This is a genomic window from Nostoc sp., from assembly GCF_036916735.1.
In the GTDB taxonomy this organism is placed as follows: Bacteria; Cyanobacteriota; Cyanobacteriia; order Cyanobacteriales; family Nostocaceae; genus Nostoc.
This window is the reverse complement of sequence record NZ_JBALFV010000014.1, coordinates 65,522-92,053: the sequence shown is the minus strand read 5'-3', so window position 1 is coordinate 92,053 and position 26,532 is coordinate 65,522. Positions and strand designations below refer to the sequence as shown.

Genomic DNA, 26,532 nt, shown 5'->3' with positions numbered 1-26,532 from the left:
TGAAACTGCAACCAGTTAAATTTGGCTTATTCTTATATCGACTTTGTTCTTAACAATCACCTCCTATTCAAAGCACGTACAATTCTGTACCGTTAGTCCCGTTGTTGGCGGTGAAGAACAGCTGTGTACCAACGACAGTCAGCCTGTCAGGGTTAGCATTTCCTGTAGCGTTAATGTTGCTAACCTTGCGAGAATTGGCAGTTGTGCCGTCACTGAACCACACCTCCCTGTTGCTGCCATCAGAAGCTGCAAAAGCCAGGGTGCTATTGAAATTAACGAGACTAGTGGGAATACTGTTATTGGGCTGGCTGCTTGCATTTGTGCCAGTCCAAATATCTTTTACTAATAGTGTGTTGGCATCTGTGCCATCAGTTCGCCACAATTCTAGACCAGTTACTGGGTCGTTGCCAACAAAGTAGAGAATATTACCAACAGCAGTTAGAAAGAAAAACCCTAAACCAACATTGGGTGCTTGCCCATCAGTTTTGATGATGACAGTTCCGTTAGCTGTGCCATCACTCTTCCACAGTTCCAAGTTAAAGTCATTATTGCTATCTGTGACAAAGTACAAAGTGTTACCAACGGCTGTCAAATATGTCGGCGCGAACCCATTGTTCCCAGGTGTAATATCTTTCAGCAAGCTAGCTGTTGTACCACTTTGGTATTTCCAGACCTCATAACCGCTTGTAGCATTGCTGGCAGTGAAGTATAGTGTACTATCAACCACCCTAAAGTTTGCAGGATATGATTGAGTAGTTCCTCCAACACTGATAACTTGCGTACCGCCTATAGTTCCATCAGTTGACCAAAGCTGAGTGTTATTTTTGGCTGTGAAAAATAGCTTGCTGTTAAAAGCAGTGAAAGTGGGTGATTGAGAACTACTAAAACCGGGGTTAATGTCTACTAAACTGACGCTTGTGCTGTTATAAACCCAAAGTTTTCTGGTATTGCTGCTATCAACTGCTGTAAAGAAAAGTTTGTTACCAACAACTGTAAAATTGCTGGGGTAAGAACTGTCAATATTCAGATTAATATCACTAATCCTAGTTACAGAGGTGCCATCGTATTGCCAAAGTTCTGTACCATAGGTGCTGTCAGTAGCAGTGAAGTATAACTTGTTATTGAAGACTATTAGAGCATCAGGGTTGAAACCACTATTATTAGTGATGCGAGTGTTTGTAGTTCCATCACTCTTCCACAGTTGAATACCCGTAGTACCATCATTGGCAGTAAAGTACAAAGTATTGCCCCAAACAGTTAAGTTTTTAGGGTTAGAACTGCCAGAGCCTGGATTAATTTCCAGTTGTTGTGCTTGTGGCTGCGCCGTGATGTCCAAGTTGTAGAAAGTTTCGGCTGAACCAGAGGGGTAGATGCGAATGTAGTATGTACCTGCACTCAGAGGAAGATTGGTGATGGTTTCATTAGTACTCCCCGTTTGGTTAGTATATGGTATTGTTTGACCATTGCTACCCCTAATTAGTTGCACATCAGCATTGTCACTCAAACCAGAAAGGGTGAGGTTAAAGGAACTGGTGCTATTAAGATTGAACTTATAGTAATCATTAGTATCTATATTGCCTACAAACTCACTGCGGGAAATAGAACTATTTAAAATACCTAAATTCTGGGCTGCTCCTTGACTGTTACCAGCTTGGTCTGCGCCTATAGTTTGGGCAACTACACTCAGAGTATAGTTAGCTGTTGTTGTACCAGCACCAGGAGTTACTAAGATGTTATAAATACCAGGATTTAAGCTGCGGCGAATTTCATCTAGGGTTGTTCCTGACTGGCTAGTAGTTACAATATTACTACCGTTTTGATTTTGCAGTGTTAAATTAGCGTCTGCTGAGAGTGATGTAAATTTAACATCAACTAAGGCAGTTGAGGTTAGAGTGAATTTGTAATAGTCTTGAGTATCAACAGTGCTGACTATATCTGAGATAGTGGCAGGAAGATTGATAGTAGTAGCAGTTGCTAGAGTGTTTCCTCCTTGATCTACTGGATCTGCGGTAAAATTAACCTGCAAATTATAATTAGTCGAGTCTGCGTTTGCATAGACTTGGACATAATAAGTACCTGCGGCGAGAGAACGACTTATAGAATCTAGGTTTGTACCTGTTTGAGTACTAGTGGCGGCAGGTTGAAGAGACTGTCCAGAGCTATTCAACAACTGTATATCAGCATTACCAGTTGAAGGATTGAGGTTAATACCAATAGTACCGTTGTTATTTAAGGTAAATTTGTAGTAGTCGCTAGGGTCGGTAATGTTCCCTTTACCTGTGCTTGCAACAAAATCAGTTGCGCTGTAGCTGCCGGCATTGACACTTGCACTAATATCTCTGTTAGTATTTGCTAGTGTAATTGTATCGTCAGCGATGCCACTATCTTGAATGGCTTCGGCTGACATAGTGAGATTATAAGTTGTGCTAACTGTCCCAGTAACTAAATAAATCCGGGCATAGTAAGTGTTGGAAGGTTGGTTATTGAGGGTAAAACGTATATTTTCTGATGCATTCCCAGACAAGTTAGGAGCAGTTATAGTTGCACCAGTATTGTCTGTCAAGATTAAATTGGCATCACTATTTGCCGCTAATCCAGTGAGGCTTAAGGTAACTATACTAGAACTATTAAGAGTAAATTTATAGTAATCGTTTCTATCAGAGTTGCTCAGAGAGTCTTGAAATATATTAGATGTGCTAGTGAGAGAGCCACCAATATAAGATGCAGATGTAGTATTTAAAGCTGTGGCTGTTGTACTTCCTGGATCAGGAAATCCTGAATAAGTTGGCATAAGTTGTCTATTATTTTATATAAAACAAACAATTGTATTGGCTGCAAATTACTTATAGCTTTGCAACTAACACAAGTTTATTGCTATTAATCAACCACAAAATTTTTGTTACTTCTGGCAAATTGTTAAACTGTGTCGTGATGATGCACCCTTTCACAAGTATGGTTTTTATGTCGTAATTTAAGTGGCTGTATATGAATTAGTTGATGTGAAATATTTCAAATCCTGATATTTGTTGCACCTATGTAAACAGATAAATGCATAAATTTGAGTCTAGTGTTTAAGTTTTAAATACACTGCTGAATCTTCCTAGTCTTTCATTAGCAGTTAATTTGGTTCATTTTAGCGAAAAATAAGTACTAGATGAGGAAAGTTATTGCCATTACGAAGCTGCTCAAACTTTTTGTAGCCAATTGTAATTTTGTTACAACTTTATAAATTCATCCACAAAAGAGTTATGTATTATATGTTGCTATGAAAATTTTAATGTTCTTTTGCATTTATCCTTCAAACTTCACTGCAAATAGAATTTAACTCTTAGGTAAAAGATGATGCATGCGTAAAAATACTTAATTTATTGATAGTTTTTGTTAAAAAAGTAAATTATTTTTTTAGAGAATTTTAGGATAAAAATTTTTCGGTTATATGCTGATTAAAAGTATTTCAAGGAAAATAATCGATAATACCATATCTGTTTTTTTCTTTGCTAACTCGTTTACCCAAAGCATTTTTCGCGGCATTGCAATATGTTTCAAGCTACTCGTCGCCGTCTCGCCCTTTGGTATACTGCTGTCACTGCTGTATTACTACTACTGTTTGCCAGTGGCGTTTATTTATACGTCCGCAGTACACTGATTGAGCGGATTGACGATACCCTTAGCCATGTAGTAGAAATAGTGGAGCGTTGTCTCACAACAAGCCCCTGTGCATCTAAGCTTATATTTGAGCCAATTAATGCTGATGCAGATAAATTTCGCATTAATGTAGAAGCCAGTTTTCATGACAATACCGACACCGTAGAAGATGACCACATCGACCTAGAATGGTTTAGTCCGACTGGTGAATTACTTTGGTCAACGCTATCCGAACCCCTAAATATTCCCATTCATGCCAACCGCACTGGTGAAACTGTGCGCGTAGTCAAGGCAGAGAAAGAAAAAGGCAAAGATGATAAACTCATTACTCCTAACTCCCCACTCCCGTTCGACTACGCTACTCCGACTACGCCCCTCGGCTTTGCTCGGGCTGAACTCAGTACAAGTCACGGCAAGCCCACTCCCGTTGGACTACGCTCACGGCAAGCCCACTCCCCACTGTTATTACGGCAAATTACCCAACGGGTGGAAGTAGGGCGGCAAGTATTAGGATATCTGCGTGTTAGTCATCCCTGGTTTGAAGTAACTAAACCTAGTCGCCAGTTAATTTTTGATTTGGCGCTAGGTATTGGGTTAATGCTGATTTCTGTGGGCGCAAGTGGCTGGTTTCTTTCAGGTAAAGCGATGGAACCTGTAGGTGAATCTTACCAACGCCTCAAACAATTTACTGCTGATGCTTCCCATGAACTTAGAAGTCCCATTACTTTGATTCAAACAAATGTGCAAGTCGCCCTTACTGACTTGGATTTAGCAGAGACAGAAACGACTAATTCTTTACAGTATCGCCAACAATTAAAGGTGGTGGAACGGTTAACGCAGCGTTTGGGTAAGTTAGTTAATGACTTACTGTTTTTAGCACGACAGGATAGTGGTATTAGCAAAGATACTTTTTCACCTTGTCCGCTAGATGCGTTGCTGATGGAAGTGGTTGAAGAACAACAATTGTTAGTCCCTAAGAAAAAAATCGCTCTTTCTCTAGACTTAGTTGACCCTCCCGCCTATGAAACTAGCCCGGAATTACTGGAAAATTGGTTTACCTTTGTGGGTAATTGGGATCAACTGGTGCGGCTGTTCACAAATTTAATTGCTAACGCTTTGCATTACACTCCAGCAGGTGGACGGGTGAAAGTGGAATTGGCGCGGATAGAGGGAATAAATCGCGTTTCTGGACTACGTTATACCAGCGCCCAGTTGCAAGTTAAAGTGAGTGATACCGGTGTTGGAATTCCAGCAGAAGCACTACCACGCTTATTTGACCGCTTTTATCGGGTAGACCCGGCACGGACTCATACAACTGCGAATACAGCTACAGCTAGTGCTACTGGTTCAGGATTGGGATTAGCGATCGCTCAAGCTATTGTCGAACATCACCAGGGTCATATTCAAGTTGAAAGCACTCAAGGCATTGGCACTACATTCACTGTCACGTTACCAATAAATCTTGAGTCTTAATTCGGCAATAAATATTTGTTTCCTGTGATAGAGGCAGACAAGTGAATTTATTTACTAATTTATATAGTAACAGTTGCAATATTTAGCAATTTAATTGCTTACTAATATAATATTATTGATATTTTATCTGAGTAATTAGTAAGCTGTTATACATTCAAATTGCATATATTAACTGCTAATTAAATTTGCTGTTTAAGAAACTTTTCTTTTGAATAAAGACAAATTAAATTGTATCAGGAGTTAAGAATGAATATCAAGTTTCAAAATTTTCGCAAGTCTGCTGAGTTATTTGGTGCTATATGCGGTGGATTTTTAATCACTCTACCAGCAATTCCTCAAGCACTAGCACAACAATCAGTACCACAACAATCTACTCCCAAGGTTAACCCTTGTCCTAGAATTTTTTACGAAGAACCACATAATAGTCAGGTTGTGGTGCCACAGGGATGTCCTCCTAATGCGCTAACTCAAAGACTAGCTGCTCAAGGGCTTCTTCGTGTACCTGTTACCCCATCACAAGAGCAAACAAAATTGAGTGTCGGTGGTGAAGCTCCAGTACCAAATGTTAGCTCACAAAGCCCAGTTTCTGCCGATCAAACTCAACAGCCTGCAACAGGGACGGTTTCTACTGATCAACAACAACTACAACCACGGCAAACCCCCAGCACTACGATCGCACTAGCAAATGGTAAAGTTAATGTTACGTTGGTAAATGACACTGCGGCTAAGGTAACCTACCAAGTAATTGGTGATACAGCACCGCGATCGCTAGCTGGTAAGTCAAATGTAACATTGCAAGCTCTAAACGCACCAGTAACAGTGACATTTGAACGAGAAGATGGTGGACAGTTGATAGTAACTCCACAACCCTCTTCAGAATCAGGAAGCTTGGAAGTTAGATTTAACGAAGCCACGAATGCAACACAGGGTAGAAGTGCTATGAGAATTGAACGAAACGGTTCAGTGTTCTTGAATTAGAAATAGTTAGGAGTGAAGAGTGAGGAGTTAATTATTAGTTATATGGTAGGGCGTTAAGTTAAAGCCATAACCACCCTACAAAAGAATTACTAACTTATAACTCCTAACTCAAAACTTCTATTCACCGTTGAAACATTTTAGTTAATTGGTTCAGCAATTGCACTTCTTGCTTGCTGTCTTCCAATGTCCGTGCCAGTATAATTGCCCTTTCGTAAAAATTTTGGGCAGTTAGGTAATTACCTTGTTGTTTGTATAACTGAGCGTAAGATTCAAAAGATTTTAATTCTTCTCGTAAATTTTGCAATTCTTTAGCGATCACTAAACGTTGCTTTAGTAAATCAAAAGCACGTTCATAACGTCCGACAGCAGTGTGAGCAGTAACTAAACCGTCAATTGCCCGTAATTGATTAGTGTGATCGCGGTTGGTTTTCGCTATCTGCATTGCCGCCCCATAAGTGCCGATGGTATCCTGATAATTTCCAGATGCTAGGTAGGCATCTCCTAAATTATTTAAGGTATTTGCCTCACCGATGGCATCACCAGTCTGACGGCGGAAAATTAAAGCATTTTCATACAATTTAATTGCCTTGTTATAATCTCCTAACCTGGCAGTTACCAAACCTAAATTACTTAAAGATAGTCCTTGTCCTTTAATGTTTTTGACACCGTGAGCAATTGCAAGTGCATCTTCAATAGTTTTGCCAGCAACAGCAAATTCTCTTTGTTGCAAGAAAAATGTACCGATATTATTTAGCACAAAAATTTGAGATTGGAAATCTTTAGTATCACGAGCGATGCCTGCGGCGGCGGGCTACGCCTACGCTAATCCTCTTCTTAAAGCATTCTCCGCCTCTTTTAAACTACCAAGCTGCACATAAGCCTTAGCAAGTAAATTGTAAGCTAGACCTTGTGCTTTCAGGTCGCCAATTACATGATATAGTTCCAGTGCCTGCAAACAAGATGTAATTGTTTGATTAGCATATCCTGAAGCATATTGTTTTTCACCGATACTCAGCAAGCTATCTGCTTCATCTCTTGATTGTCGCCCAACGGAACTATTTAGAGGGCGGTGGAGTTGTTGCGTAATATCAACCACACCCGCAGCTACGGGACTCAGCAAAAAAGTAAACAGTAAAAAGCTCGGTAAAAGTATTTGGGGACAAGAAATCGCACCTACACAAATTAAGCCTACCTTTTGCCTGGGAAATACAAGCCGTTGTTTCATAAAAATTACCCCTAAAGTTGCGGGTTTTAGTAGAAAGTCTAAGAAAAAGTTTTATTTTTTAATTTTAGACAATCAATATACGCATTTACACTTAAGTTATGATTGCGCTATATCTTCCCCGAAGTATATAGAGCGGATATCTGTGGGTAATTTGTCCTCTAGCATACGATAGCCTTCTTGGAGAAAATTGGCTACTTCGTTAGGAGCGATCGCTTCTCCTTCGGCTTGCAGATAGGCAGCGATTCTAGTTTCGCTCCAGTGGAAAGTTTGAACCATTAACACGATTAATCGCAAAACAGGTGGTAGTTGGTCTAACGCCTGTTGTACATAGCACCATAGTGGTGGCGAAGTCGCTTGCAGAGAATAATGAATTGCTTCTGTGGGTGGTACTTTAATTTCGTTAATACAAAAAGCTGTCATATTAATTAACCAATTTTGCATGGTTAAAGCTTCCTTACCTGATTCGGAGTCGATTAAATTTAGTCCACCAAGTTCGTAGTAGATATGTCGCCAGGTAACGGCAAACAGATAATCTGCCTGCACAGGCGATCGCGCCGAATGGCGAATTAAGGTATACACTATGGGACTATAGCGGCAAAAAATCACCGTGAAATACTTTCCAGCATCTGGATTACTCTGAAACAGAGTTAGTAGTTCATTGTCACTGTGATGGAACAGCGACTTCACCAGGGGATGATTAGCTTCTGGAAAATGAGGAATTTGCATAAGCCTTTCGATGGGTAGTTGTTAAAATAGTTTTAGGAATTGCACTCCCGTAGTTAATCGCATAATATCTTGGTGTTGCCCAATTTGTAGCCCCAACTCAGACTAGTTGAATATTGATAAACTAGAAACAAAGACTTAATATTTAGTCTTAATCGACATCATAAAATCGACTCCCTTATAGAATCCTTATTTGTTCATGGTTATAGCAGTTAGTGTGATATCGTTCCTCCTCAGTCCCCTTACCTTAGGCTCCTTTCTGCCTTCCCTGCCGTTAGATAGCCTGTTCTCCACTCAAGGGATTATGGTGATGCTGCTAGCAGCTTACGCTGGGGCAATGTGGATGTTCCTCACCAGTGCTCCAAAAGTACACACTGTAATGGTGTCGGATTTGGAGATTGCCCGACAGTTGTATGAAGGGCTGCTAGATTTGCCAGCAGCTGAGGTGCCATTGCACTACTACTACAATTACGAACAAACTATCGGCGCTACTGGCATTGATCCACTATATATGTCTACTGGACCGAGCTTGTCTAGCAAAATGATGAACAATGCCAACGATGGGCTGTGGTATCAATTGAAGAAAAACACCCAGTTACATGTGATTACTGGGGCGAGTTTAGGTACTAAAAATCAGCAACGCCACGTTTGTTTTGATCATGACTGCCTAGAAATGATTTTAATGCGAGTAGAAGTGCGCGGTTTGAAATTCAAGATTCGCAACCAGAAGCCCCTGAATTTTTTGGTTAAGGACTATGAAGGGCGTGTGATTGAGGTGGCTGAAGTAGCGAATTAGTCGTTAGATTTTAGATTATTTTAGGTTGGGTGGTGCGTAGCTTGCCGTTATAGCGCACTACCCAATATTTTTTATAGTAGGTGAAGCCTAGCTTGCTGCACTTCGACAGGCTCAGTGACCACCGTAGGCATCGCTCTACAATTGATTATCCAAAGTCATCATCGGGTTTTGCTAAGTAAAAGCTTATGACCGTGGAAAAGATGTACACATTTTGATCCAATACGGTTCAGTTAAGGCTAAAACTCTTAGTGAAAGTGAATTTTTTTAACGAACCGCCTTCGCGCAGCGTCTCGTTAGAGAAGAACGCCAAGGACGCAGAGAGAAGAAATAAATTCTTAACCCAAGCGTATTGCATCTCATCTGTATAAGACTTTTACAAAAAAACCTTGATTTCAGTCACTTTTGTTGCATTGACCTGCACCTTTGTTGCATCGAACTTTTTCAACTTGTGTGTACACCGTAGCCTAAAAGAAGAGAGGTTTAAAGAGAAGTGACTGCCGAAGGCTCTTGAGCAAGGAGGTTTCTAGCAGGGGGAAGACGCTTGACTGAGCTTGTACTTTGCCCGCTTATCAATCGTCCTTTATGACAGGGCTTGATACCCATGTTCCGATCAAGCTCCCTGCTCCCTTCCCCCCTGGTTCTTCGGTCAGAGTGTATTGCATACAAACGAGAAGCGTCCACACCCAACTGTTGAATGGCACTTACTAGCTCAACTCAATTGTTCAAACTTAAATTTCCCTTTAATAAACTTGTTAAAGTATTGACCTTTAGATGCTGCATTGTCTAAGTCATCCTTGACACTTAGAGGTACTTTGAAATACTCATAAACACTTCCACTATCAAATTCAATAGTCAGTGTTTGAGTTTTTGGCTCATAGCTAAATTGCTTAATAACGCTGCCTTCAGGCTTAAGTAACGGAAAGGCAATTACGTCTCGAATACTGGCACAATCAGTTAATAACATTACTAACCGATCAATCCCAATCCCTAAACCACCTGTAGGGGGCATACCGTATTCAAGGGCTGTTAAAAAGTCTTCATCTACACCTTGGGCTTCTAAGTCACCAGCAGCTTTTCTTTCAGCTTGGGCTTCTAAGCGTTCTCTTTGATCGACGGGATCGGTAAGTTCTGAGAAGCTGTTCGCAGTTTCTCGCCCTACTATAAATAACTCAAATCTTTCCACCAAACCAGGTTGAGAACGGTGAGGTTTTGCTAAAGGCGAAATTTCTACAGGATAATCAATTACAAAGGTAGGTTGAATTAAATTAGCTTCTACCTTTTCTTCAAAAGCTAAATTTAGTAATTTACCAATTGATTTGGCTTCATCTACACCAGGAATACTAGCATTTTTACTTGCTGTTGTTGCTTCTTCCAAAGTTTGGAAAGAATTGAAATCCAAACCTGTAAATTCTTTAACTAAATCGTGCATTGTAACTTGCCGCCAAGGTGGTGTTAAATCTATAGGTTCCCCTTGGTAGGTGATTTGCAATGTGCCGAGTACCTCTTGGGCGACAGTGGTAATAATCCCTTCTGTCAGCGCCATCATATCGTTGTAATCGGCGTAAGCTTGGTAAATTTCAATCGTCGTAAATTCGGGATTGTGGCGAGTCGAAATTCCCTCATTACGGAAAATCCGCCCCAATTCAAACACCTTTTCAAAACCACCCACAATCAACCGCTTGAGATGAAGTTCTGTGGCAATTCGCAGATACAACTCCATTTCTAAAGTGTTGTGGTAAGTAATAAATGGACGTGCATCTGCACCTCCAGCTTCACTTTGCAAAACTGGCGTTTCAATTTCCAGAAAATCTCGTTCTTCCAAATAACGGCGAATACCAGCAGTAATTTGGGCGCGACGGCGGAAAGTTTGCCGCACTTGGGGGTTAACAATCAAGTCAACGTAGCGCTGACGGTAGCGCTTGGCAACATCCGTTAATCCATGCCACTTGTCGGGTAGGGGCAACAGGGATTTAGTGAGGATAGTATATTGTTTAACGTAGACAGATAACTCGCCCTTTTCAGTCCGTTTAATAGTACCTTTAACTCCCAAAATGTCGCCTGCATCTGTGAGTTGTTTTAAGTGATTGAAGGCATCAGCATCAATATCTGCCATGCTTTCTTGGATACGATTTTTATCCAAATAAAGCTGAATTGTGCCAGTTTCATCTTGTAAAGTAAAGAAAGCCAGTTTACCAAAAACGCGACGCGCCATAATGCGTCCAGCGATCGCAACTTCTAAATCAACTTCTTCACCACTGGCTAAATCGGCAAACTTTTCTTGCAACTGCGCTGCATGATGGGTAGATTCCCAACGATAAACGTAGGGATTAGTCCCTAGCTGCTTGAGTTGTTCTACTTTCTCCAGCCTGGCGGCCCGGATATCTTCTTCCGACATGGTAACGAACTTTCAGGGGGCAAGATTAATTATAGATGCTGCAAAAGTTGAGAGTAAGAGATATTTGCACTTTGCAGATGATAATATCGCCAAACCAAATACAATGACATAATCTAGAGTGCGCTTGTGGAATGTAGATGAATATCACCGGATGCTTGAGACGGGTGTTATCACAGCCGATGAACGCGTAGAACTCATAGATGGGCAAGTTATCCCCATGAGTGCCAAAAATCCCCCCCATGCAGCGACAACGCTGTGTGCGTCTGATTATCTCAAGCGTTGGCGCAGCCTGCCACAGGCATCGCTAGCAGAAGTTGCCTTAGTTCGGGTACAAAATCCCATTCAGTTAAGCCAATACTCGGAACCTGAACCCGATATTGCTGTTGTCCGCATTGATGCGCGAAAGTACATTGATCATCATCCTGCACCCAATGAAATCTTTTTATTGATTGAGGTAGCAGATACAACGCTAGACACGGATCGGAAACAGAAAGCACCTTTATATGCTAAGGCAGGAATTGCTGATTACTGGATTTTGGATGTGAATCAGCATCAGGTTTATGTTTTTTGCGAACCGGGCTTGGAAGGCTACAATCTTGAATTTATTTTGCCGGAGGATGCAACTTTATCTTTGATTGCATTCCAGAAATTGAAGTCCAGATTAGTCAACTGTTTCCATAAGTTAGGTAATAGAATTTGAGTATGAAATTTTTTAAGTAAAAAGTGCGATCGCCTGACCGCATTTTATCCAAAAGGCTAACAGAGAAAATATTATTGATATCTTCTTTGACAAAAGTTCAAAATTTTTTTCTAGAAGTCAAACCTTTATTTCTGTCCTATTTTTAGCGAATGCCTAGATGAAATAGCCTTCATTTTCAAGTTAGTAAATTGCATGATTGCCTTGACAAAATCTTGCTGTTCTGGTTGCAAATGCAGTTTTTCTAAAGCTTGATTGATATTATTACCAGCCCGGAGATTATGATTAAGTTGGGCACGTTGCAATGTGTTTAATACTGCTTCAATTTCCCTGTTTCTTCTCTGACGCACAGCCTGGAGTTCTTGGCGTTGTAAGGGAGTCAGATTAATCTCCGACGAGGTGGAGTAGCTTGTAGTTTTGGTAGTTTGGGGAAAAATAACACTAGAATTAGTATGGATTTGAACGGGTGCAGCTAAGGCAATTCCCGGCATGGAAAGGACAAGAGCTAGAATAGCAGCGAATACAGAAAGGCGTTTTGTCAAGTGAATTGCCATATTCAGAAATGCCTACATCTAATTTAATGCTGAGATATAGTTAAGCAATTTTCAAGCCTTAATTTTGAATCTTGAATTTATCCATCCCCGAGAGGATGGTAGTTCAGCTAGAAAATATTATCCGCTTTAAGGGAATCTAAAAAACTATAATGGCAAACTTAACTGAATTATTTTGCTAAAATCCAAACTAAAATTCAATCTTAAAAAAGATATATATTATATAGTGCATTAGGCAAATCTAACACACTATAGATAACTTAACTCAGCACTCAAAATTACTCAGACCTTTTCATTCTGTCGATTTCCCTTTGTAATTCTTCAATTTGACGGCGTAAAGTTTCTGTTTCATTTGCAGAAGATTCTGCTGCAACATTTACTGATCCTGAAGCAGGCGATCGCTGATAATTTCCTCGGCGAATTTGCTGGTATTCTTCAGATACTGCCCACGCCCGTAAGTAATGCAAGCGTTCAACTGGAAAAGGATGGCTTAATAGGGTACCCTGAGCGCCATTATAAAGCAAAAATTTATACAACTGATTTAGTCCATCTTCATCCAGTGTCTGATAATTTTCTGACTGCTTGATAAACTCTTGTAAGCTACATTCGTTGGCATATTTATTACTACCGCCAGAGAGTTTCATCATCGTTGACATCACCGGATTCAAGTCATCCATCACTAGTAGTGCAGCGCGATCTGACGATAACTCAGCTTTTTGCCGCCACTCAAAAAAGGCGTAAATCAAGCCTTGCGTGACAATATTACCGATGCCGAAGGTCAATTCTCCCAAGGCAGAAGCAGCACTCATTGCCCACATCGCCATTTGAATTAAAATAGTATGACCACATTTAATATGCCCCAGTTCATGGGCTAGCACCGCTCGAATCTCGGCTTCGTCGAGTAAGTCTAGTATCCCTGTATTTATGACTATGTAAGGATTCTCTTGCCCCAGCGCATAGCTATTTGCTTGGGGATTTTGCGAGACAAACAGTGTCGGTTCTGGGTAAATATCCAAATCTCGGACGCATTCCCGAAACATCTGGTAAATAGTGGAATATTGACGCGGCCCGACTTGGATGGTGTTACCCATTAGATAGACTAACTGAGGGCGTTCGTAGATAAATTCCACAAATTTACGAGCGATTAAATCAAATCCTGGTAAATTTCGTAAAGCTTGCTCGGCTTGGCGATCTAGTGGATGCCTGAAAGCTTCGCTGGAAATTCCTGTGTAAGTTGGCATAATTCAGAGTATTGGTGATTAGTCATTGGTCATTGGTCACTTGTACTGAGCGTAGTCGAAGTATTGGTGATTAATCATTGGTGATTAGTCATTAGCAAAGGACAAAGGACAAAGGACAAATGACAAATGACAACATAATAGAAATGGGGCAATTGGAAGTAAAAGTCACTTTGTATGGAATTAAAAGCGTGTGATTGAGGCAGAAGTTCATTTTTCACTACATAACTTTTTGCGATCGCAGGCAGGGTTCCCTTCCTGGCCCCATCATTTGACGATGGCACGTTTGGTAGCACGCGCCTTGCGATTGGGACGTAGTGCCCTAATCCAAGTGGGGGCGGTTTGTGGCTATCAAGGGCGATATCGTACTAGTTTTGTAGCATCAGCCCTGATGTGGCATGGCCCTGTAATTATTGTTGCTCAAGAATCAGTGCAGCAACTTCTGCTGCGAGTGGAAATTCCCCGTCTACAGCAGTGGCTACCAGCTAACAAAGCTATTAGGACAGGTGATGCTTGGCCTGGTGCCCAGTTCCAAGGGCTACTGTTGACCTCGCCAGAAGCTTGGTTAAAAGGACAATTTGCTGGTGGCGATAGCTTTCCCCAAGGTATCCCCACAATTATTGATGGGGTAGATGATCTAGAAGATTGGGTGCGTGATCAACTTACCCAAGATATTCAACCCCATGATTGGGAGCAACTTATGCTGGCTTGCCCAAATCAAGCTGAGGCAATTCGTGAAGCACAGATACAACTGACACATGAACTTTTTCAGCATCCAGCCAATCCATATCAGTGCTACCTAATTTCTCAGCCAGAAATAGAAATTTTAAGCCGTCTTTATTCTGCTTTAGAGTCAGTACAAGCACTGCCAGAACCTTGGAAACAATTCTGGCAACAATTTCAAACCTTTGCCTCCCTTGCTCCCTCTGCCCCCCCTGCCCTCTTCTGGGTGACAATTGCTCATCGACAAGGTTTATTTTCTTTGCACTATGCGCCAATGGAATTAGGGGAAATCCTCTCACCCTTATGGCAGCGACAACCAGTAGTTTTAATTGGCAGCGCCATCGAACCGGAAACTGAGGCTCCTCTTTTCCGACAGCGCCTTGGTTTGGACGATTTAACTTGCCTGAAGTTCTCTGCAGATCAAGCAGAAGCAATTCAACTATATGTACCCTATAAATTGCCCCTACCTAACACGCCAGAATTTCAAGCGGCATTTATTCACAAAGTCCGCACACTGGTTTGTCTAAGTGCTACAGCACCAGGATTAACGGTTGTCTTAGTGGGGGATGTGCCACTCAAGTCTCAAGTTGCGACAATTCTGGCTTCAGAATTTGGTTCGCGGGTGCAAGTAGAAAAAACTTGTTTAGATGAAAATGGTATTTTGATTAGCGGTTGGGAATTTTGGCGAGAACATCAGCGAGTCTTGCCAGCACCTCATCTGTTAATTATTGCTACTTTACCTTTACCATCTTTAGAAAATCCACTAGTAGCTAGTAGGGTAGCTCGTTATAAGCGATCGCACCAAGATTGGTTTCGTTTATATTTGTTGCCAGCAGCTTTAAATGAATTACAAAGAGCGATCGCTCCAGTAAGAGAAAGTCAAGGTATTGTTGCTTTACTTGATAGTCGTGTAGTTAATCGCAGCTACGGCGCTCAAATTCTCGCTGCCTTAAGTCCTCTGGCACGCATTAACTATCTCGACCCCAGTTTGTTTTCTAATAGCGATGAAGAAAATTCTGCTTAAAGTTCAATTACCAGTGCCCAATACTTCAACTTACCTCGGCTCCGGTTCCATTGAGCGAAGTCGAGATGCTCGGCACAAGTCGCTCAGTACAAGTCGCTACCTCGACTTACTTCGACTACGCCCTTCTCTTCTTAGGCTACGCTTAGGGCGCAGCCTAAGAAGAGAAGGGCAGTACAAGTGCCCATGCCCAATGCCCTATCCCCAATTTAAATTTTGTCAACCAAAGGGCGATCGTCTAAAAGCAAGCACTATTATCAGTTTATGCAGGTGATGCGATTCAATGCCTCTCTGTAGCCATGATTTTTGGCAAGATAAATTTAGATAAAACCTAAGTAAAATTTGAGTTGCTGATTATGGGTGAAGCAAAGCGTCGTAAAACCGCACTAGGGGAAACATACGGTCAAGATACTCGCATCTTGCCTTGGCTTCCCATCACAAAAACTCAAGCCGAATTATTTGTCAATTGGACAAGTCGTGGTGCCTGGATAGGCATTGTTCTTATGGTTGTAGCATGGGCAACTATCCGTTTTATCGGTCCAGCCTTCGGTTGGTGGCAAGTAGTCAACTAAATGCTGCTATAGACCCACGCTGTAGGGGTTTAGCAATGCGCTTTACCCCTACGACAGATGTGATTTTTCAAAATTTGATATATTTGGTATTTCCTGTCAATACGTAAATCCTAAATTGGAATTTTCCCGCAGGTTTAGTCAGTATATGCTCCAAGTCTTGGGTCTATCTTTGTAGTATATAAAGAAGCACTTTTGACCTGAGATTATGCCGTCCTCTAAAAAACCCCTCACCTACCCATCAAGCTACAAAAGCAATCAAGTAGATGACTACCACGGTACTTTAGTCGCAGATCCTTACCGTTGGTTAGAAGATCCTGATTCGGAAGAAACAAAAGCTTGGATTGAGGCACAAAATCAAGTTACTTTTGGCTACTTGAAGGAAATTCCTACCAGGGAAAAAATTAAACAACGCCTCACCAAACTTTGGGATTATGAAAAATATGGCATCCCTTTTAAAGAAGGTGAGCGCTACTTTTATTTCAAAAATGATGGACTGCAAAACCAAAATGTTCTTTACACCCTAAAAACCCTCGACGACCAACCCAAAGTTTTACTCAACCCCAATAAACTTTCAGAAGATGGTACTGTTGCTCTTTCAGGATTGTCTATTAGCGAGGATGGTAAACTTTTAGCATACGGTTTATCTGCCTCAGGTTCTGATTGGCAAGAATGGAAAGTACGCGATGTCGAAACTGGCGAAGACCTCCAAGACCACCTGAAATGGATTAAATTTTCTGGCGCATCGTGGACACATGATAATCAAGGTTTCTTCTACAGTCGCTATGATGAACCGAATGAAAAAACTCAATTAGAAGATGTTAACTATTATCAAAAGCTCTACTATCATCAACTAGGTAAATCCCAATCAGAAGATGTATTAATTTACCATCGTGCTGACCAAAAGGAATGGGGTTTTAGTGGCGGTGTTACTGAAGATGGAGGTTATTTAATAATTTCAATTTGGCTAGGCACTGACTCAAAAAATTTGGTTTTTTTTAAAGATTTGACTAATCCTAAAGCTGAAGTTGCAGAATTAATTAACCAATTTGAGGCAGATTACAGCTTTATCGACAATGATGATAGCGTCTTTTATTTCCGCACGGATTTAAATGCACCACGGGGAAGAGTTATTGCAATTGACATCAAAAAGCCTGCACCAGAAAACTGGCGAGAAATCATTTCCCAATCAGCAGAAACATTGGAAAGTGTAGGCATACTCAATAACCAATTTGTTGCTGATTACTTAAAAGATGCTCGTAGCCAAATTAAAATATTTGACCTCAAAGGTACGTTTATTCGTGAGGTAGAATTACCTGGACTTGGTTCAGCCGGAGGTTTTGGAGGAAAGCGTCATGATAGCGAAACTTTTTATATTTTCACCAGTTTCACCATACCAGGAACTATCTATCGCTACGATATGGTAACTGGTAAAAGTACCATTTTCCGCCAACCACAAGTAGATTTTAATCCTGATGATTACGAGACTAAACAAGTCTTTTATCACAGCAAAGATGGTACTAGAGTACCAATGTTTATCACTCATAAAAAGGACATTAAGTTAGATGGAAATAACCCGACTTATCTCTATGCCTATGGTGGTTTTAATGCCTCAATGACACCTGGTTTTTCTGTGAGTCTTTTGGTGTGGATGGAGATGGGTGGTGTCTATGCTATGCCTAATATACGCGGTGGTGGAGAATACGGTGAAGAATGGCATCAAGCAGGAATGAAGAATAAAAAGCAGAATGTCTTTGATGACTTTATTGGCGCTGCTGAGTGGTTAATTGCTAATAAGTATACTAATACTGAGAAGCTGGCGATCGCAGGTGGTAGTAACGGCGGTTTATTAGTGGGTGCTTGTATAACGCAACGTCCCGATTTATTTGGTGCAGCTTTACCAGCAGTCGGCGTCATGGATATGTTGCGCTTCCACAAATTTACCATCGGTTGGGCTTGGACTTCCGAATATGGTTCAGCAGATAATTTAGAAGAGTTTCCAGTGCTGTACGCTTATTCGCCACTACACAACATCAAATCAGATACAGCTTATCCAGCAACCTTAATTACCACAGCCGATCATGACGATCGCGTAGTCCCTGCTCATAGTTTCAAATTTGCCGCAGCTTTACAAGAGGCTCATGCAGGTAATGCGCCAACGCTAATTAGAATTGAGACTAAAGCAGGACATGGTGCGGGTAAACCCACAGCTAAGATTATTGAAGAAGCCGCAGACAAATGGGCTTTTTTGGTGCGTACTTTGAATGTTGAAGTTTAAAGGTTGATTTATTTGTAGGGTGCGTTAATGCAGTGTAACGTACCACATTATTTCCATAAGCTCAATTATTGATTTTTTGGCTTTTGCAATAATCTGCTGTACTTCCTGATATCTCGGATCTTTTCTTTCTTCAAGAATACGCGCAGCTTTCCTATATTTATTAGGACTTACGCACGAGTTATGGAATAACGAACTGCAGAGGCGCTGAGGACACGGATAAATCAGTGTTTGAGAGATATGCGTAAGTCCTATTTATATGTCAATATGGTTCAGTTAAGGACTAATGGTGTAGATAATTGGTCTTTGAAGACGCGATAAATCGCGTCTCTACATAAGGGTTTTGGACTTATCTGAACCGTATTGGATTATATGTGTTCAATAATCTGACTAATATTCAAATTGAATGATGCGCTTTATACATGACAAATTCGCCAAAGACTATCTAGAAGAATTACTAAAAAATTACGGAGAAGTTAAGGCATCAAAAAAAGTTGTAGAAGAGATTAAAGAAATCGATGTTTTATTATTAAACAGCAAAACTCTAATTTACAAATCCTGGGTTTGCTAGGCAGATTTGCTGAAAATCCATCAGTAGATTAATTCTTGAGAAAAAAGATCCCCGACTTATTGAAGATACTGCTGGCGAATGGGGTGTATTTTGTTCTTTTTATAAAAATATCCCCTACTTCAGAAGTACCGTTGTAAACAGACAGCAAAAGCAAGGGGTTTGTTAAATTAAATTTTGTTTGTTAGCAAAACTACTTAACTGAGACAGCATCAACATCAATGGTGCTTGTAGTAGAAGTAGAAGCCTCAGTAGTATTAGGTGCTTCAGTAGCTACATCACCCTTACGAGCTTTCCAGCCCTCAATTACTAGCCCAGACATCTCAGAAACTAGCAGAGTTAAAAGGAAAACATCATCAATCTGTCCCACAACGGGTATAAAATCTGGAAGAATATCAAATGGGCTAGCCAAATAAACTAATGTTCCTAAAATTACCCACCAACGGTACTTGGGATTACGAAGTACACTACGATACCAAGTGTAAAGTGATTCAATTGAAAATTTCATATTTTGAACCTCCAGTTATCTTTTATTTTGACAAATTATTCTAAAAATTTCCGGTGCGAATAACCGCCCTAGTTATTCTGGAAGACGCTACTTATAATCTGTGAGCAAAACCTATTCTATAATTCTGCATAAAAAATTTAATACCGCAAGGGTTTGACAAATTAGACAGTGATTGTATTAATTTGAGATTATGGCAACCCAGCAGCAAATCTGTCCACCAGTTTAAGTCCAAGACCCCATCTTACACTGTCTTTTTAGGTTTCCAATAAATTTATATTTTGGAAGTCCCTCATTTTGCATTAATCTCTAGAATTAAAATGCCTTAGCACATTTGCTTTAGTCATGGAGGGAGGAAACTTAAACAGTGGATATTTTAGATTTATTTTATAAGGGCGGGCCAGCGATGTGGCCAATGCTTGTTTTATCGATTCTGTCTTTGAGTGTGGTTTTTGAGCGTTTGTGGTTTTGGTTGCGAATTTTGACTCACGAAAAGCAAATAGTCGATCGCATCCTGGATGCTGCCCAAAATAATTGGCAAGAAGCTGCTGACATTGCAAGACAAGCAAGTTATCAGCCTGTCGGGCGTTTTCTCTATGCTCCCTTACGTTTTCCAAAAACTGATGCAGAAACCTTTCGACTAGCACTTGAGGCTACAGCCGAAGATGAGTTGGCTGGAATGCGACGTGGCGAAAAACTTTTAGAAGCTGTAATTGCCCTTGCGCCTCTGCTGGGATTGTTGGGCACGGTTTTGGGTCTAATCCGCTCCCTGCGATCAATTCGGATTGGCGATTTGGGAACTGAATCGACTGCCGGAGTAACTACTGGTATTGGTGAATCCTTGATTAGTACGGCAACTGGGCTAATAATAGCTATTATTAGTTTGGTATTTTATCGCCTATTTCAAAGTTTTGTAGTTAACCAAGTCAAAGTTTTTCGGAAGGCTGGGAATGAGATGGAATTGCTCTATCGCCAGTCCCCCCCTGATTTTAGCAATAGTACATCAGCAATTGTGCCAGAAAATTTCACTCCACCCCGCAAGCCAGGGAAGACTAGGTTACCTGAACCTCCTGAACCCCCGAACGTATCTAATTAGTTAAGAATTCAACCCCCGAAGCAGGCGTTTAAATTGAGAAAATGAAAGTTAATCTACATACCCCAATTGATGAAGTCCAAATTCAAATCATCCCTTTAATTGATGTTGTTTTTTGTATATTGACGTTTTTTTTATTAGCGGCATTACAATTTACCCGACAACAGGCAATAAATGTTGATTTGCCCAAAGCCAGCACCAGTTCAGTATCTGGAATAACATCACAGAGTGGAAGTTTAATTGTAACTATCGATGCTGTTGGTAATACTTACATAGAAAAACAGCCTGTACAACGGGATGATTTGGGAGCGAGGTTAAAACAGTATCTCCAAGCAAACCCTAGTGCCGTTGTAGTGCTGAATGCTTCGCGGACAGCAACTTACAATGATGTGATTGAAACATTGGATTTGCTACGGCAAGTAGGAGGCGATCGCGTTTCTTTAGGAATTATTCCTGGTCCATCTCAATCACCCATAAACTCACTTAACCAGCCTAATATCCCCTCTTTCCCAATCGATCCTGGTGCAACACCAATACCCACCGTACCAGTTCCAGGCATCAATCGCGAAGGGAATCTTACCCCGAAATTCCCCTTAGCACCTAATTCTGTACCTCTTCCTGGCATAAGTCAGCATCCAAGTGGACAAGGTATCAGTCCTATTAATCCTGGTATTTCCAACCCACCAGCATCCCAAGCGCCTGTAGCACCCAAAAAAACCCAACCTAGTCTTAAAAGATGAGATAGGGGCATGGGGCACTTGTACTGAGCGTATCGCTAAAGCGAAAGCTCCGCTAACGCGTAGCGTCTCCAAGAGTTGCCGAAGTATTTGGCATGGGGCATTGAGAAGAGGACATGTAGCAAGTTTTGAGTTCTAACTTTTGTACCCTTGTCACCTTGTCCCCTTGTCCCCCTGTCTCCCCTGCTTCCTTTCAAACTTTTCTTAAACCTAAAGATATCTAAAATAAAATTCCGTTATAAAAAAATTTACTGCTAATTTATAGATAATTGGTTGAGCTTTAAAAATTTTTCCACTGAGAAAGTGAAGTAATTTATCACCAATTGCCATTCACGTTTCAAGGGTTGTGGCATGAATATTATGACGCTTTTAATTGTTTGGTTAGTAACAGCTATTAGCCTGTTGATAATTAGTAAATTACCTTTAGGAGTTGAAATTGATACTCCTGGTAAAGCCTTCCTTTCTGCCGCAGTGCTTGGTATCGTGACGGCAATAGTCAGACCGATTTTAAGCCTCATTTTTGCAGTACCAAATTTACTCACACTCGACTTGCTATCCAGCATTTTCACATTTATGATTGCGGTGGTTTGTTTTAATATTGCTGCTTGGTTAGTAGAAGGTTTTCGCTTGCGTTACGGTATTTGGAGTGCCGTTATTGGGGCGTTTGCACTGACTATAATTAACAGCTTAATCTACAAATTATTGGGCGTCTAAAATCAAAAATTAGGAGTAGAGACGCGATTAATCGCGTTTGTGCAAGAGTGATGAGTTAGGAGTTATTAACAACTCTTAACTCATAATTTATCACTCTTCACTTCCATCTCCTAACTATTCGTTGGAACTTGGGGGAGCAACGGGGGTACTTGATTGTTGTTTACGTTGTTCTCGTTTTTTGCGATCAGCTAAGAGCATATCTGCCATCACCACCAGCGCTTGCGCCATCTTCTCTAGGTTAGAACGATATAGCTCCAAATCCTTGTTGAGTTTGTCATCAGAAAGGTGTAAGCCAGCAGCGATCGCTTTGAGCGCCTCCGTTAGTTGCTTCTCATCTTTGACTAATTCAGGATCTGACTGTTCCAATAACGAAAATACACCAATTGCGAACAAACGGTTGTATTTAAACTTAGGATTGTTGGCGATCGCTTGCAGCTGTGCTTGCAAGTCACTATCTCGATCTAAAAAAGTAGTTTGGCCTAGCCACCCAATTAAATCTTTAACTGGCAAACCTTTAGCTACAGCTTGCAATCTTTCAGCATCCTGTCGATAGCGTTGCGGATCTTGTTCCATAGCCCGACATAGGGCGTTAAAAATTGATTCTTGATCCTGTTCTGGTTGATAGCCTTGCATGAAGCGGTCAAAAGTAGTGACGACGCCCAAGGCATAAATTGGATTGTAGCTAAAATCGATATTTACTGATAGCAGATGCATTTCCACCATCAATTCTTCTACTACCCGACGATAAATAGTGTTAATCGGGCGGGTATGAAGATTGTAAAAAGTTCGTTTTGTATCAGAGACAGTACGGACGTTATTCACAAAGAAAATGTTAAGGGCGACGTATCTTTATTTTCTCGCTTAAAGGCTACTTTGCCAAGTTGAGCTTTTAGCTGGTGATGGTTTCATTTACAATGTAGACAAATCAAAAGTATTTTATAAGCTAGTAGCCATAGGGGATTAAGACCATTTCTTCTAAAAAACTAGCCAAAAATATTTATCCTTAATGATTTGTTTATCACATTTATGAACTTCTCGCCACAGTTAATTGCTTTAGGTAACTATCTAGCTGGTGAATTTGATAATCAGGAACAAGCTATAAAAGAACCAATTTGGTATGTCCACCTCCGGCTGTGGCAAAGACCAATTAATCTGTTCACAGAAGATAGCATCACCCTGTTTGCCGAACAGGCTAACGTTGTTAACTTAGATAAACCTTACCGCCAGCGAATTATGCGGTTGCGCCAGGGCAGCAATAACAGATATTTTGAAGTACAATACTACATGCCTCAAGATCCAGACGCATTAAGAGGTGCAGGCAATAATCCGGCTCTCCTTAACACACTGACATCAGAACAATTAGATTTACTACCAGGTTGTATCCTAACAGTTACCCAGGAAACTCTAGCTGGCGATCACTATAAGTTTACCGCTACCTCATTACCAGAGACTAGTTGCAGTTTTACTTATCTTGGTAATAGTATCAACGTTTCCTTGGGTTTTGAAACTACTGCTTTAGAATTCCACAGCTACGACAAAGGAATCAATCCAGCAACTGGAAAAGCAACTTGGGGAGCGATTATGGGGCCTTATCGCTACACCAAGCGAAATCAGTATTCCATAACATAAAGTTATAATTCGTGAGCTATGAATTATGAATTTTGAATTAACTCCTGTACAGACACGATTAATCGCGTCTCTCCTGTACAGACACGATTAATCGCGTCTCTACTCCTAACTCTTTTTTAGCTAGCAATGCTACGAGGTACACCTTCTAAAGCTTCTTCTTCCGTTTCAAAGATTTCAAAGACAGTATCCATCATCGTCACTTCAAACACGAGTTTGGCTTCTGGATGTACATTGCAGATGCGGAAACTGCCCTTAACTTTATCAGCATCACGCATCCCAGCAACCAAAGATGTAAGACCAGAACTATCAATAAAATTTACTTGAGCCAGATTTACAACTACGTGGCGGCTGAGTTTAGAAATACACTCCTGTAACTTCAGCCGAAATTGCCAAGCAGTGGTGATATCTAGGCGACCTGCTGGGGTCAGGACAATAACGGTGTTTCCGTCTTGGGTTGTATAAGTTTTTTGGTCTATATGAATCATTAAAGCCTTCCCCGTGACATTTTTCTAAAGATTAACTAGTTACAGAATTTTCTAATACTGCCACTTGAGATTAACAAGCTATAGCTAAAATTGTCACCTTTTTTTGCTAAGTGCTTAACTTTAGTAGTTTATACTCAGCAAAATAGTGGGGAGTGGGAGAGATGAGGGAGATGAGGGAGTCGGGGAAGATCAGGATAATTATTATAACTCCTGATTCTTAACTCCTGACTCCTAACTCAGCACGGGCAAACGCCTTGCTATCGCTAACAGCACTCAGCACTATTTGGGTGTCCAGTTGATCCAATCTTGAGGCTTAAGGAAAGTTTCATACAACTCGGCTTCCGGTGTATTGGGTTCCGGTTGATAGCCGTATTCCCAGCGCACTAAGGGTGGTAGGGACATGAGAATTGATTCGGTGCGTCCGTTGGTTTGTAGACCAAAAATGGTACCTCGGTCATAAACCAGGTTAAATTCTACATACCGTCCCCGGCGGTAAAGTTGAAAATTCCGTTGGCGATCGCCATATTCTATTCCGTGTCGCCGTTCTACAATTGGTACGTAGGCTGGTAAAAATGCCTTACCACAGTCCTGCACAAAGGCAAACAAATCTTCCCAATTGCGGGTTGCTGGTGTTCCCACCTGGTTGCTATAAATAGCCGCTTTCCCATTGGGATTTGGCCCGCGATATAAAGCACCTTGACCATCTTGGTAATCAAAAAACAAACCACCTACACCCCGTGTCTCATCACGATGCTTCAGGTAAAAATATTCATCACACCACCGCTTAAACACTGAGTAATACTCTGGGTGATGTTTGTCACAAGCCTGTTTTAACGTTTTATGTAAATGTGCCGCATCTTCAGCAAAGGGGTAATAAGGTGTCAAGTCAATACCACCACCAAACCACCAGACTGGCCCTGCTTCAAAGTAGCGATAATTTAGATGAACTGTTGGTACGTAAGGATTGTGAGGATGTAATACCAGTGAAGTGCCTGTGGCATAAAAACCATGCCCTGCGGCTTCAGGGCGTTGGGTTAAAATTGAGGGGGGTAAATGATCTCCCCAAACTTCCGAAAAACCTACACCTGCTTGTTCAAAGACTGCACCATCACGGAGAATACGCGATCGCCCTCCGCCTCCTTCTGGGCGTTCCCAACTATCTTGATTAAATTTAGCCACACCATCTAGTTTTGCCAATGATTCGGTAATTTCGTCTTGCAGTTGTTTCATAAACTGACTGACTCTAGTCTGAGCGTCAGTCCCTGGCAAAGACTTGGATGATTCTGCTGATGTAGTTGGTGTTTGCGAGTTGATCAACATAGATTCCCGAACCTAAAAAATTACAATTTCCAGAAAGCCACAAATTTCTTATCTTAAAATTTGGGGGAAACACGCACCAAAAATCAAACTCTATCTGCCCAACCCGCTTTTTCTTAGTGGTTAAGCATTTATACGATTGATGGGCATCACTAGAGTTATTTTCCCTCAAATGCGTATAGGCTTGTATATTGACTAAGTTTTTTTTGAAATTCTTAATTGGAACATTTTGGTATAAACACTAGACTTTAGTCGTAACCTTGAATTATCAAGGGTTTAACTGGTCTGCTCAAAACTTCTTTGCCATATTGCTTATGTTATCTGTTAGCGTCTGTACCCAATACAGGCTTGCTATGTTTAGGGAATTTCTGAGAAAGTTTTAATTTAGGCAGGACTTAGGCAAACAATAGTAGAAAAGAATGATTTTCTTAGGGGCAATTCATGAGTTGCCCCTGAGTGCGTATAGTTTTGCGTAAGTCCTATTAAGGTTTGAGCGTAGTTGCCCACAATACCAAAGTTACCAGAAAGTGTCTAGCGAGGAGGATTAGGAAAATGCAAGGTTTGTTATCCAAATTCATCCACCGCAAACGTCGTCGGTTTTGCGCTTCTCTGGTGCGGACATATCGAGAGATAAGTTCTGCTTCTGTAGATGAGCTGTGGCAAAAAGTAGCTGATTTAACTGATGTTTCCTGGCATCCACTACTTAAGAGTACTAATGTACCCTACGGATTAGTACCCAAGCCAGGATTGATTTATCATGCTGTAACACGCTTTTGGCCGATTCCCATCCGAATTTTTGTAGAGCGCGTTAATCACAGAGAGATGCTGAGTATCAGAGTGCTGGCGATTCCTGGGATAGAGGAACGGGTGACTTATCAAGTAGAGTCAACAGTTTGTGGTACTTATTTGTCTTATTCTGTAACACTACGGGGTTGGTTATCGCCCCTAATTTGGTCTTTATCCCGTCCTTATACAGACCGCGTAGCACGGTCTTTAATAGAGGCAGTAGAAAAGACAGCATTACCAACGGTGTCTGGTAAGAAAAAATCCCTTAATGACAGTTGTTTGGATTTTTAAGTCTTGGGGATCAGGGACTGGTGATTGGGGGACAAGGAGAATAACAAATGACAAATGACTAATGCTCAATACTTCGACTTCGCTCAGTACAAGTGCCT

General features: G+C 41.0%; 21 protein-coding genes and 2 pseudogenes. 13 read left to right on the top strand and 10 right to left on the bottom strand.

Going from position 1 to position 26,532, the window contains the following annotated elements; all coding sequences use genetic code 11:
* Positions 1-67: 67 nt before the first annotated feature.
* On the bottom strand, positions 68-2,791 hold the full coding sequence (locus V7L20_RS03705) for a pre-peptidase C-terminal domain-containing protein (protein WP_334742768.1): 2,724 nt from the start codon (positions 2,789-2,791) through the stop codon (positions 68-70).
* A gap of 746 nt (positions 2,792-3,537) precedes the next feature.
* Between V7L20_RS03705 and V7L20_RS03700 the strand changes: the two genes are divergently transcribed.
* On the top strand, positions 3,538-5,118 hold the full coding sequence (locus V7L20_RS03700; RefSeq protein WP_334742767.1) for a sensor histidine kinase: 1,581 nt from the start codon (positions 3,538-3,540) through the stop codon (positions 5,116-5,118).
* Between the two features lie 246 nt (positions 5,119-5,364).
* A complete protein-coding gene (locus tag V7L20_RS03695; protein WP_334742766.1) occupies positions 5,365-6,096 on the top strand; it encodes a hypothetical protein in 732 nt (243 codons plus the stop codon).
* A 121-nt stretch (positions 6,097-6,217) separates the two neighbouring features.
* On the opposite strand, the pseudogene V7L20_RS03690 reads toward V7L20_RS03695, so the two are convergent.
* Positions 6,218-7,321: pseudogene (locus V7L20_RS03690) on the bottom strand (tetratricopeptide repeat protein).
* A gap of 96 nt (positions 7,322-7,417) precedes the next feature.
* Positions 7,418-8,047: an RNA polymerase sigma factor gene (locus V7L20_RS03685; RefSeq protein ID WP_334742765.1), complete on the bottom strand. Its 630-nt coding sequence runs from the start codon at positions 8,045-8,047 to the stop codon at positions 7,418-7,420.
* A gap of 196 nt (positions 8,048-8,243) precedes the next feature.
* Between V7L20_RS03685 and V7L20_RS03680 the strand changes: the two genes are divergently transcribed.
* Complete coding sequence (locus V7L20_RS03680) at positions 8,244-8,840, top strand: glyoxalase-like domain protein (RefSeq protein ID WP_334742764.1); 597 nt, start codon at positions 8,244-8,246, stop codon at positions 8,838-8,840.
* 709 nt (positions 8,841-9,549) lie between these two features.
* Here V7L20_RS03680 and lysS read toward each other — a convergent pair.
* Positions 9,550-11,235: a lysine--tRNA ligase gene (gene lysS / locus V7L20_RS03675; RefSeq protein ID WP_334742763.1), complete on the bottom strand. Its 1,686-nt coding sequence runs from the start codon at positions 11,233-11,235 to the stop codon at positions 9,550-9,552.
* 118 nt (positions 11,236-11,353) lie between these two features.
* On the opposite strand from lysS, the gene V7L20_RS03670 reads away from it, so the two are divergent.
* The gene (locus V7L20_RS03670) at positions 11,354-11,935 is read left to right on the top strand and encodes a Uma2 family endonuclease (protein ID WP_334742762.1); all 582 of its coding nucleotides are present in this window, start codon (positions 11,354-11,356) and stop codon (positions 11,933-11,935) included.
* A gap of 125 nt (positions 11,936-12,060) precedes the next feature.
* Here the strand turns inward: V7L20_RS03670 and V7L20_RS03665 are convergent, their stop codons facing one another.
* Both V7L20_RS03665 and V7L20_RS03660 read right to left on the bottom strand, forming a co-directional pair.
* Positions 12,061-12,486, bottom strand: a complete 426-nt coding sequence (locus tag V7L20_RS03665) for a hypothetical protein (protein WP_334742761.1) — start codon at positions 12,484-12,486, stop codon at positions 12,061-12,063.
* A 275-nt stretch (positions 12,487-12,761) separates the two neighbouring features.
* Entirely contained in the window at positions 12,762-13,724 is a 963-nt protein-coding gene (locus V7L20_RS03660; RefSeq protein ID WP_334742760.1) for a M48 family metallopeptidase, read from the bottom strand.
* A gap of 190 nt (positions 13,725-13,914) precedes the next feature.
* On the opposite strand from V7L20_RS03660, the gene V7L20_RS03655 reads away from it, so the two are divergent.
* The 4 genes and pseudogenes from V7L20_RS03655 to V7L20_RS03640 form a co-directional block, all read left to right on the top strand.
* Positions 13,915-15,468: an ATP-dependent DNA helicase gene (locus V7L20_RS03655; protein ID WP_334742759.1), complete on the top strand. Its 1,554-nt coding sequence runs from the start codon at positions 13,915-13,917 to the stop codon at positions 15,466-15,468.
* 353 nt (positions 15,469-15,821) lie between these two features.
* On the top strand, positions 15,822-16,037 hold the full coding sequence (locus V7L20_RS03650; protein WP_334742758.1) for a DUF2839 domain-containing protein: 216 nt from the start codon (positions 15,822-15,824) through the stop codon (positions 16,035-16,037).
* 205 nt (positions 16,038-16,242) lie between these two features.
* Positions 16,243-18,312 carry a prolyl oligopeptidase family serine peptidase gene (locus V7L20_RS03645; RefSeq protein ID WP_334742757.1) on the top strand — a complete coding sequence of 690 codons (2,070 nt, stop codon included), beginning with the start codon at positions 16,243-16,245 and terminating at the stop codon, positions 18,310-18,312.
* Positions 18,313-18,715: 403 nt separating this feature from the next.
* Positions 18,716-18,906 (top strand): annotated as a pseudogene (locus tag V7L20_RS03640) (DUF4351 domain-containing protein); the annotation flags it as partial.
* 164 nt (positions 18,907-19,070) lie between these two features.
* Here V7L20_RS03640 and V7L20_RS03635 read toward each other — a convergent pair.
* Positions 19,071-19,385 carry a YkvA family protein gene (locus V7L20_RS03635; protein ID WP_334742756.1) on the bottom strand — a complete coding sequence of 105 codons (315 nt, stop codon included), beginning with the start codon at positions 19,383-19,385 and terminating at the stop codon, positions 19,071-19,073.
* 364 nt (positions 19,386-19,749) lie between these two features.
* On the opposite strand from V7L20_RS03635, the gene V7L20_RS03630 reads away from it, so the two are divergent.
* The 3 genes from V7L20_RS03630 (at position 19,750) to V7L20_RS03620 (ending at position 21,926) form a co-directional block, all read left to right on the top strand.
* The gene (locus tag V7L20_RS03630; protein WP_334742755.1) at positions 19,750-20,478 is read left to right on the top strand and encodes a MotA/TolQ/ExbB proton channel family protein; all 729 of its coding nucleotides are present in this window, start codon (positions 19,750-19,752) and stop codon (positions 20,476-20,478) included.
* A 41-nt stretch (positions 20,479-20,519) separates the two neighbouring features.
* Positions 20,520-21,215 carry an ExbD/TolR family protein gene (locus V7L20_RS03625; protein WP_334742754.1) on the top strand — a complete coding sequence of 232 codons (696 nt, stop codon included), beginning with the start codon at positions 20,520-20,522 and terminating at the stop codon, positions 21,213-21,215.
* A gap of 348 nt (positions 21,216-21,563) precedes the next feature.
* A complete protein-coding gene (locus V7L20_RS03620; RefSeq protein ID WP_334742753.1) occupies positions 21,564-21,926 on the top strand; it encodes a phage holin family protein in 363 nt (120 codons plus the stop codon).
* 114 nt (positions 21,927-22,040) lie between these two features.
* On the opposite strand, the gene psb29 is transcribed toward V7L20_RS03620, so the two are convergent.
* Entirely contained in the window at positions 22,041-22,748 is a 708-nt protein-coding gene (gene psb29 / locus V7L20_RS03615; RefSeq protein ID WP_334742752.1) for a photosystem II biogenesis protein Psp29, read from the bottom strand.
* 204 nt (positions 22,749-22,952) lie between these two features.
* Here psb29 and V7L20_RS03610 point away from each other — a divergent pair, with 204 nt between their 5' ends.
* Entirely contained in the window at positions 22,953-23,555 is a 603-nt protein-coding gene (locus V7L20_RS03610; RefSeq protein WP_334742751.1) for a chromophore lyase CpcT/CpeT, read from the top strand.
* A 116-nt stretch (positions 23,556-23,671) separates the two neighbouring features.
* Here V7L20_RS03610 and V7L20_RS03605 read toward each other — a convergent pair whose 3' ends face one another.
* Positions 23,672-24,040: an STAS domain-containing protein gene (locus V7L20_RS03605; RefSeq protein WP_012411454.1), complete on the bottom strand. Its 369-nt coding sequence runs from the start codon at positions 24,038-24,040 to the stop codon at positions 23,672-23,674.
* A 279-nt stretch (positions 24,041-24,319) separates the two neighbouring features.
* A complete protein-coding gene (gene hemF / locus V7L20_RS03600; RefSeq protein ID WP_334742750.1) occupies positions 24,320-25,360 on the bottom strand; it encodes an oxygen-dependent coproporphyrinogen oxidase in 1,041 nt (346 codons plus the stop codon).
* 549 nt (positions 25,361-25,909) lie between these two features.
* Between hemF and V7L20_RS03595 the strand changes: the two genes are divergently transcribed.
* Positions 25,910-26,434, top strand: coding sequence for an SRPBCC family protein (locus tag V7L20_RS03595; RefSeq protein WP_334742749.1), 525 nt, complete (start codon positions 25,910-25,912; stop codon positions 26,432-26,434).
* Positions 26,435-26,532 lie beyond the last annotated feature (98 nt).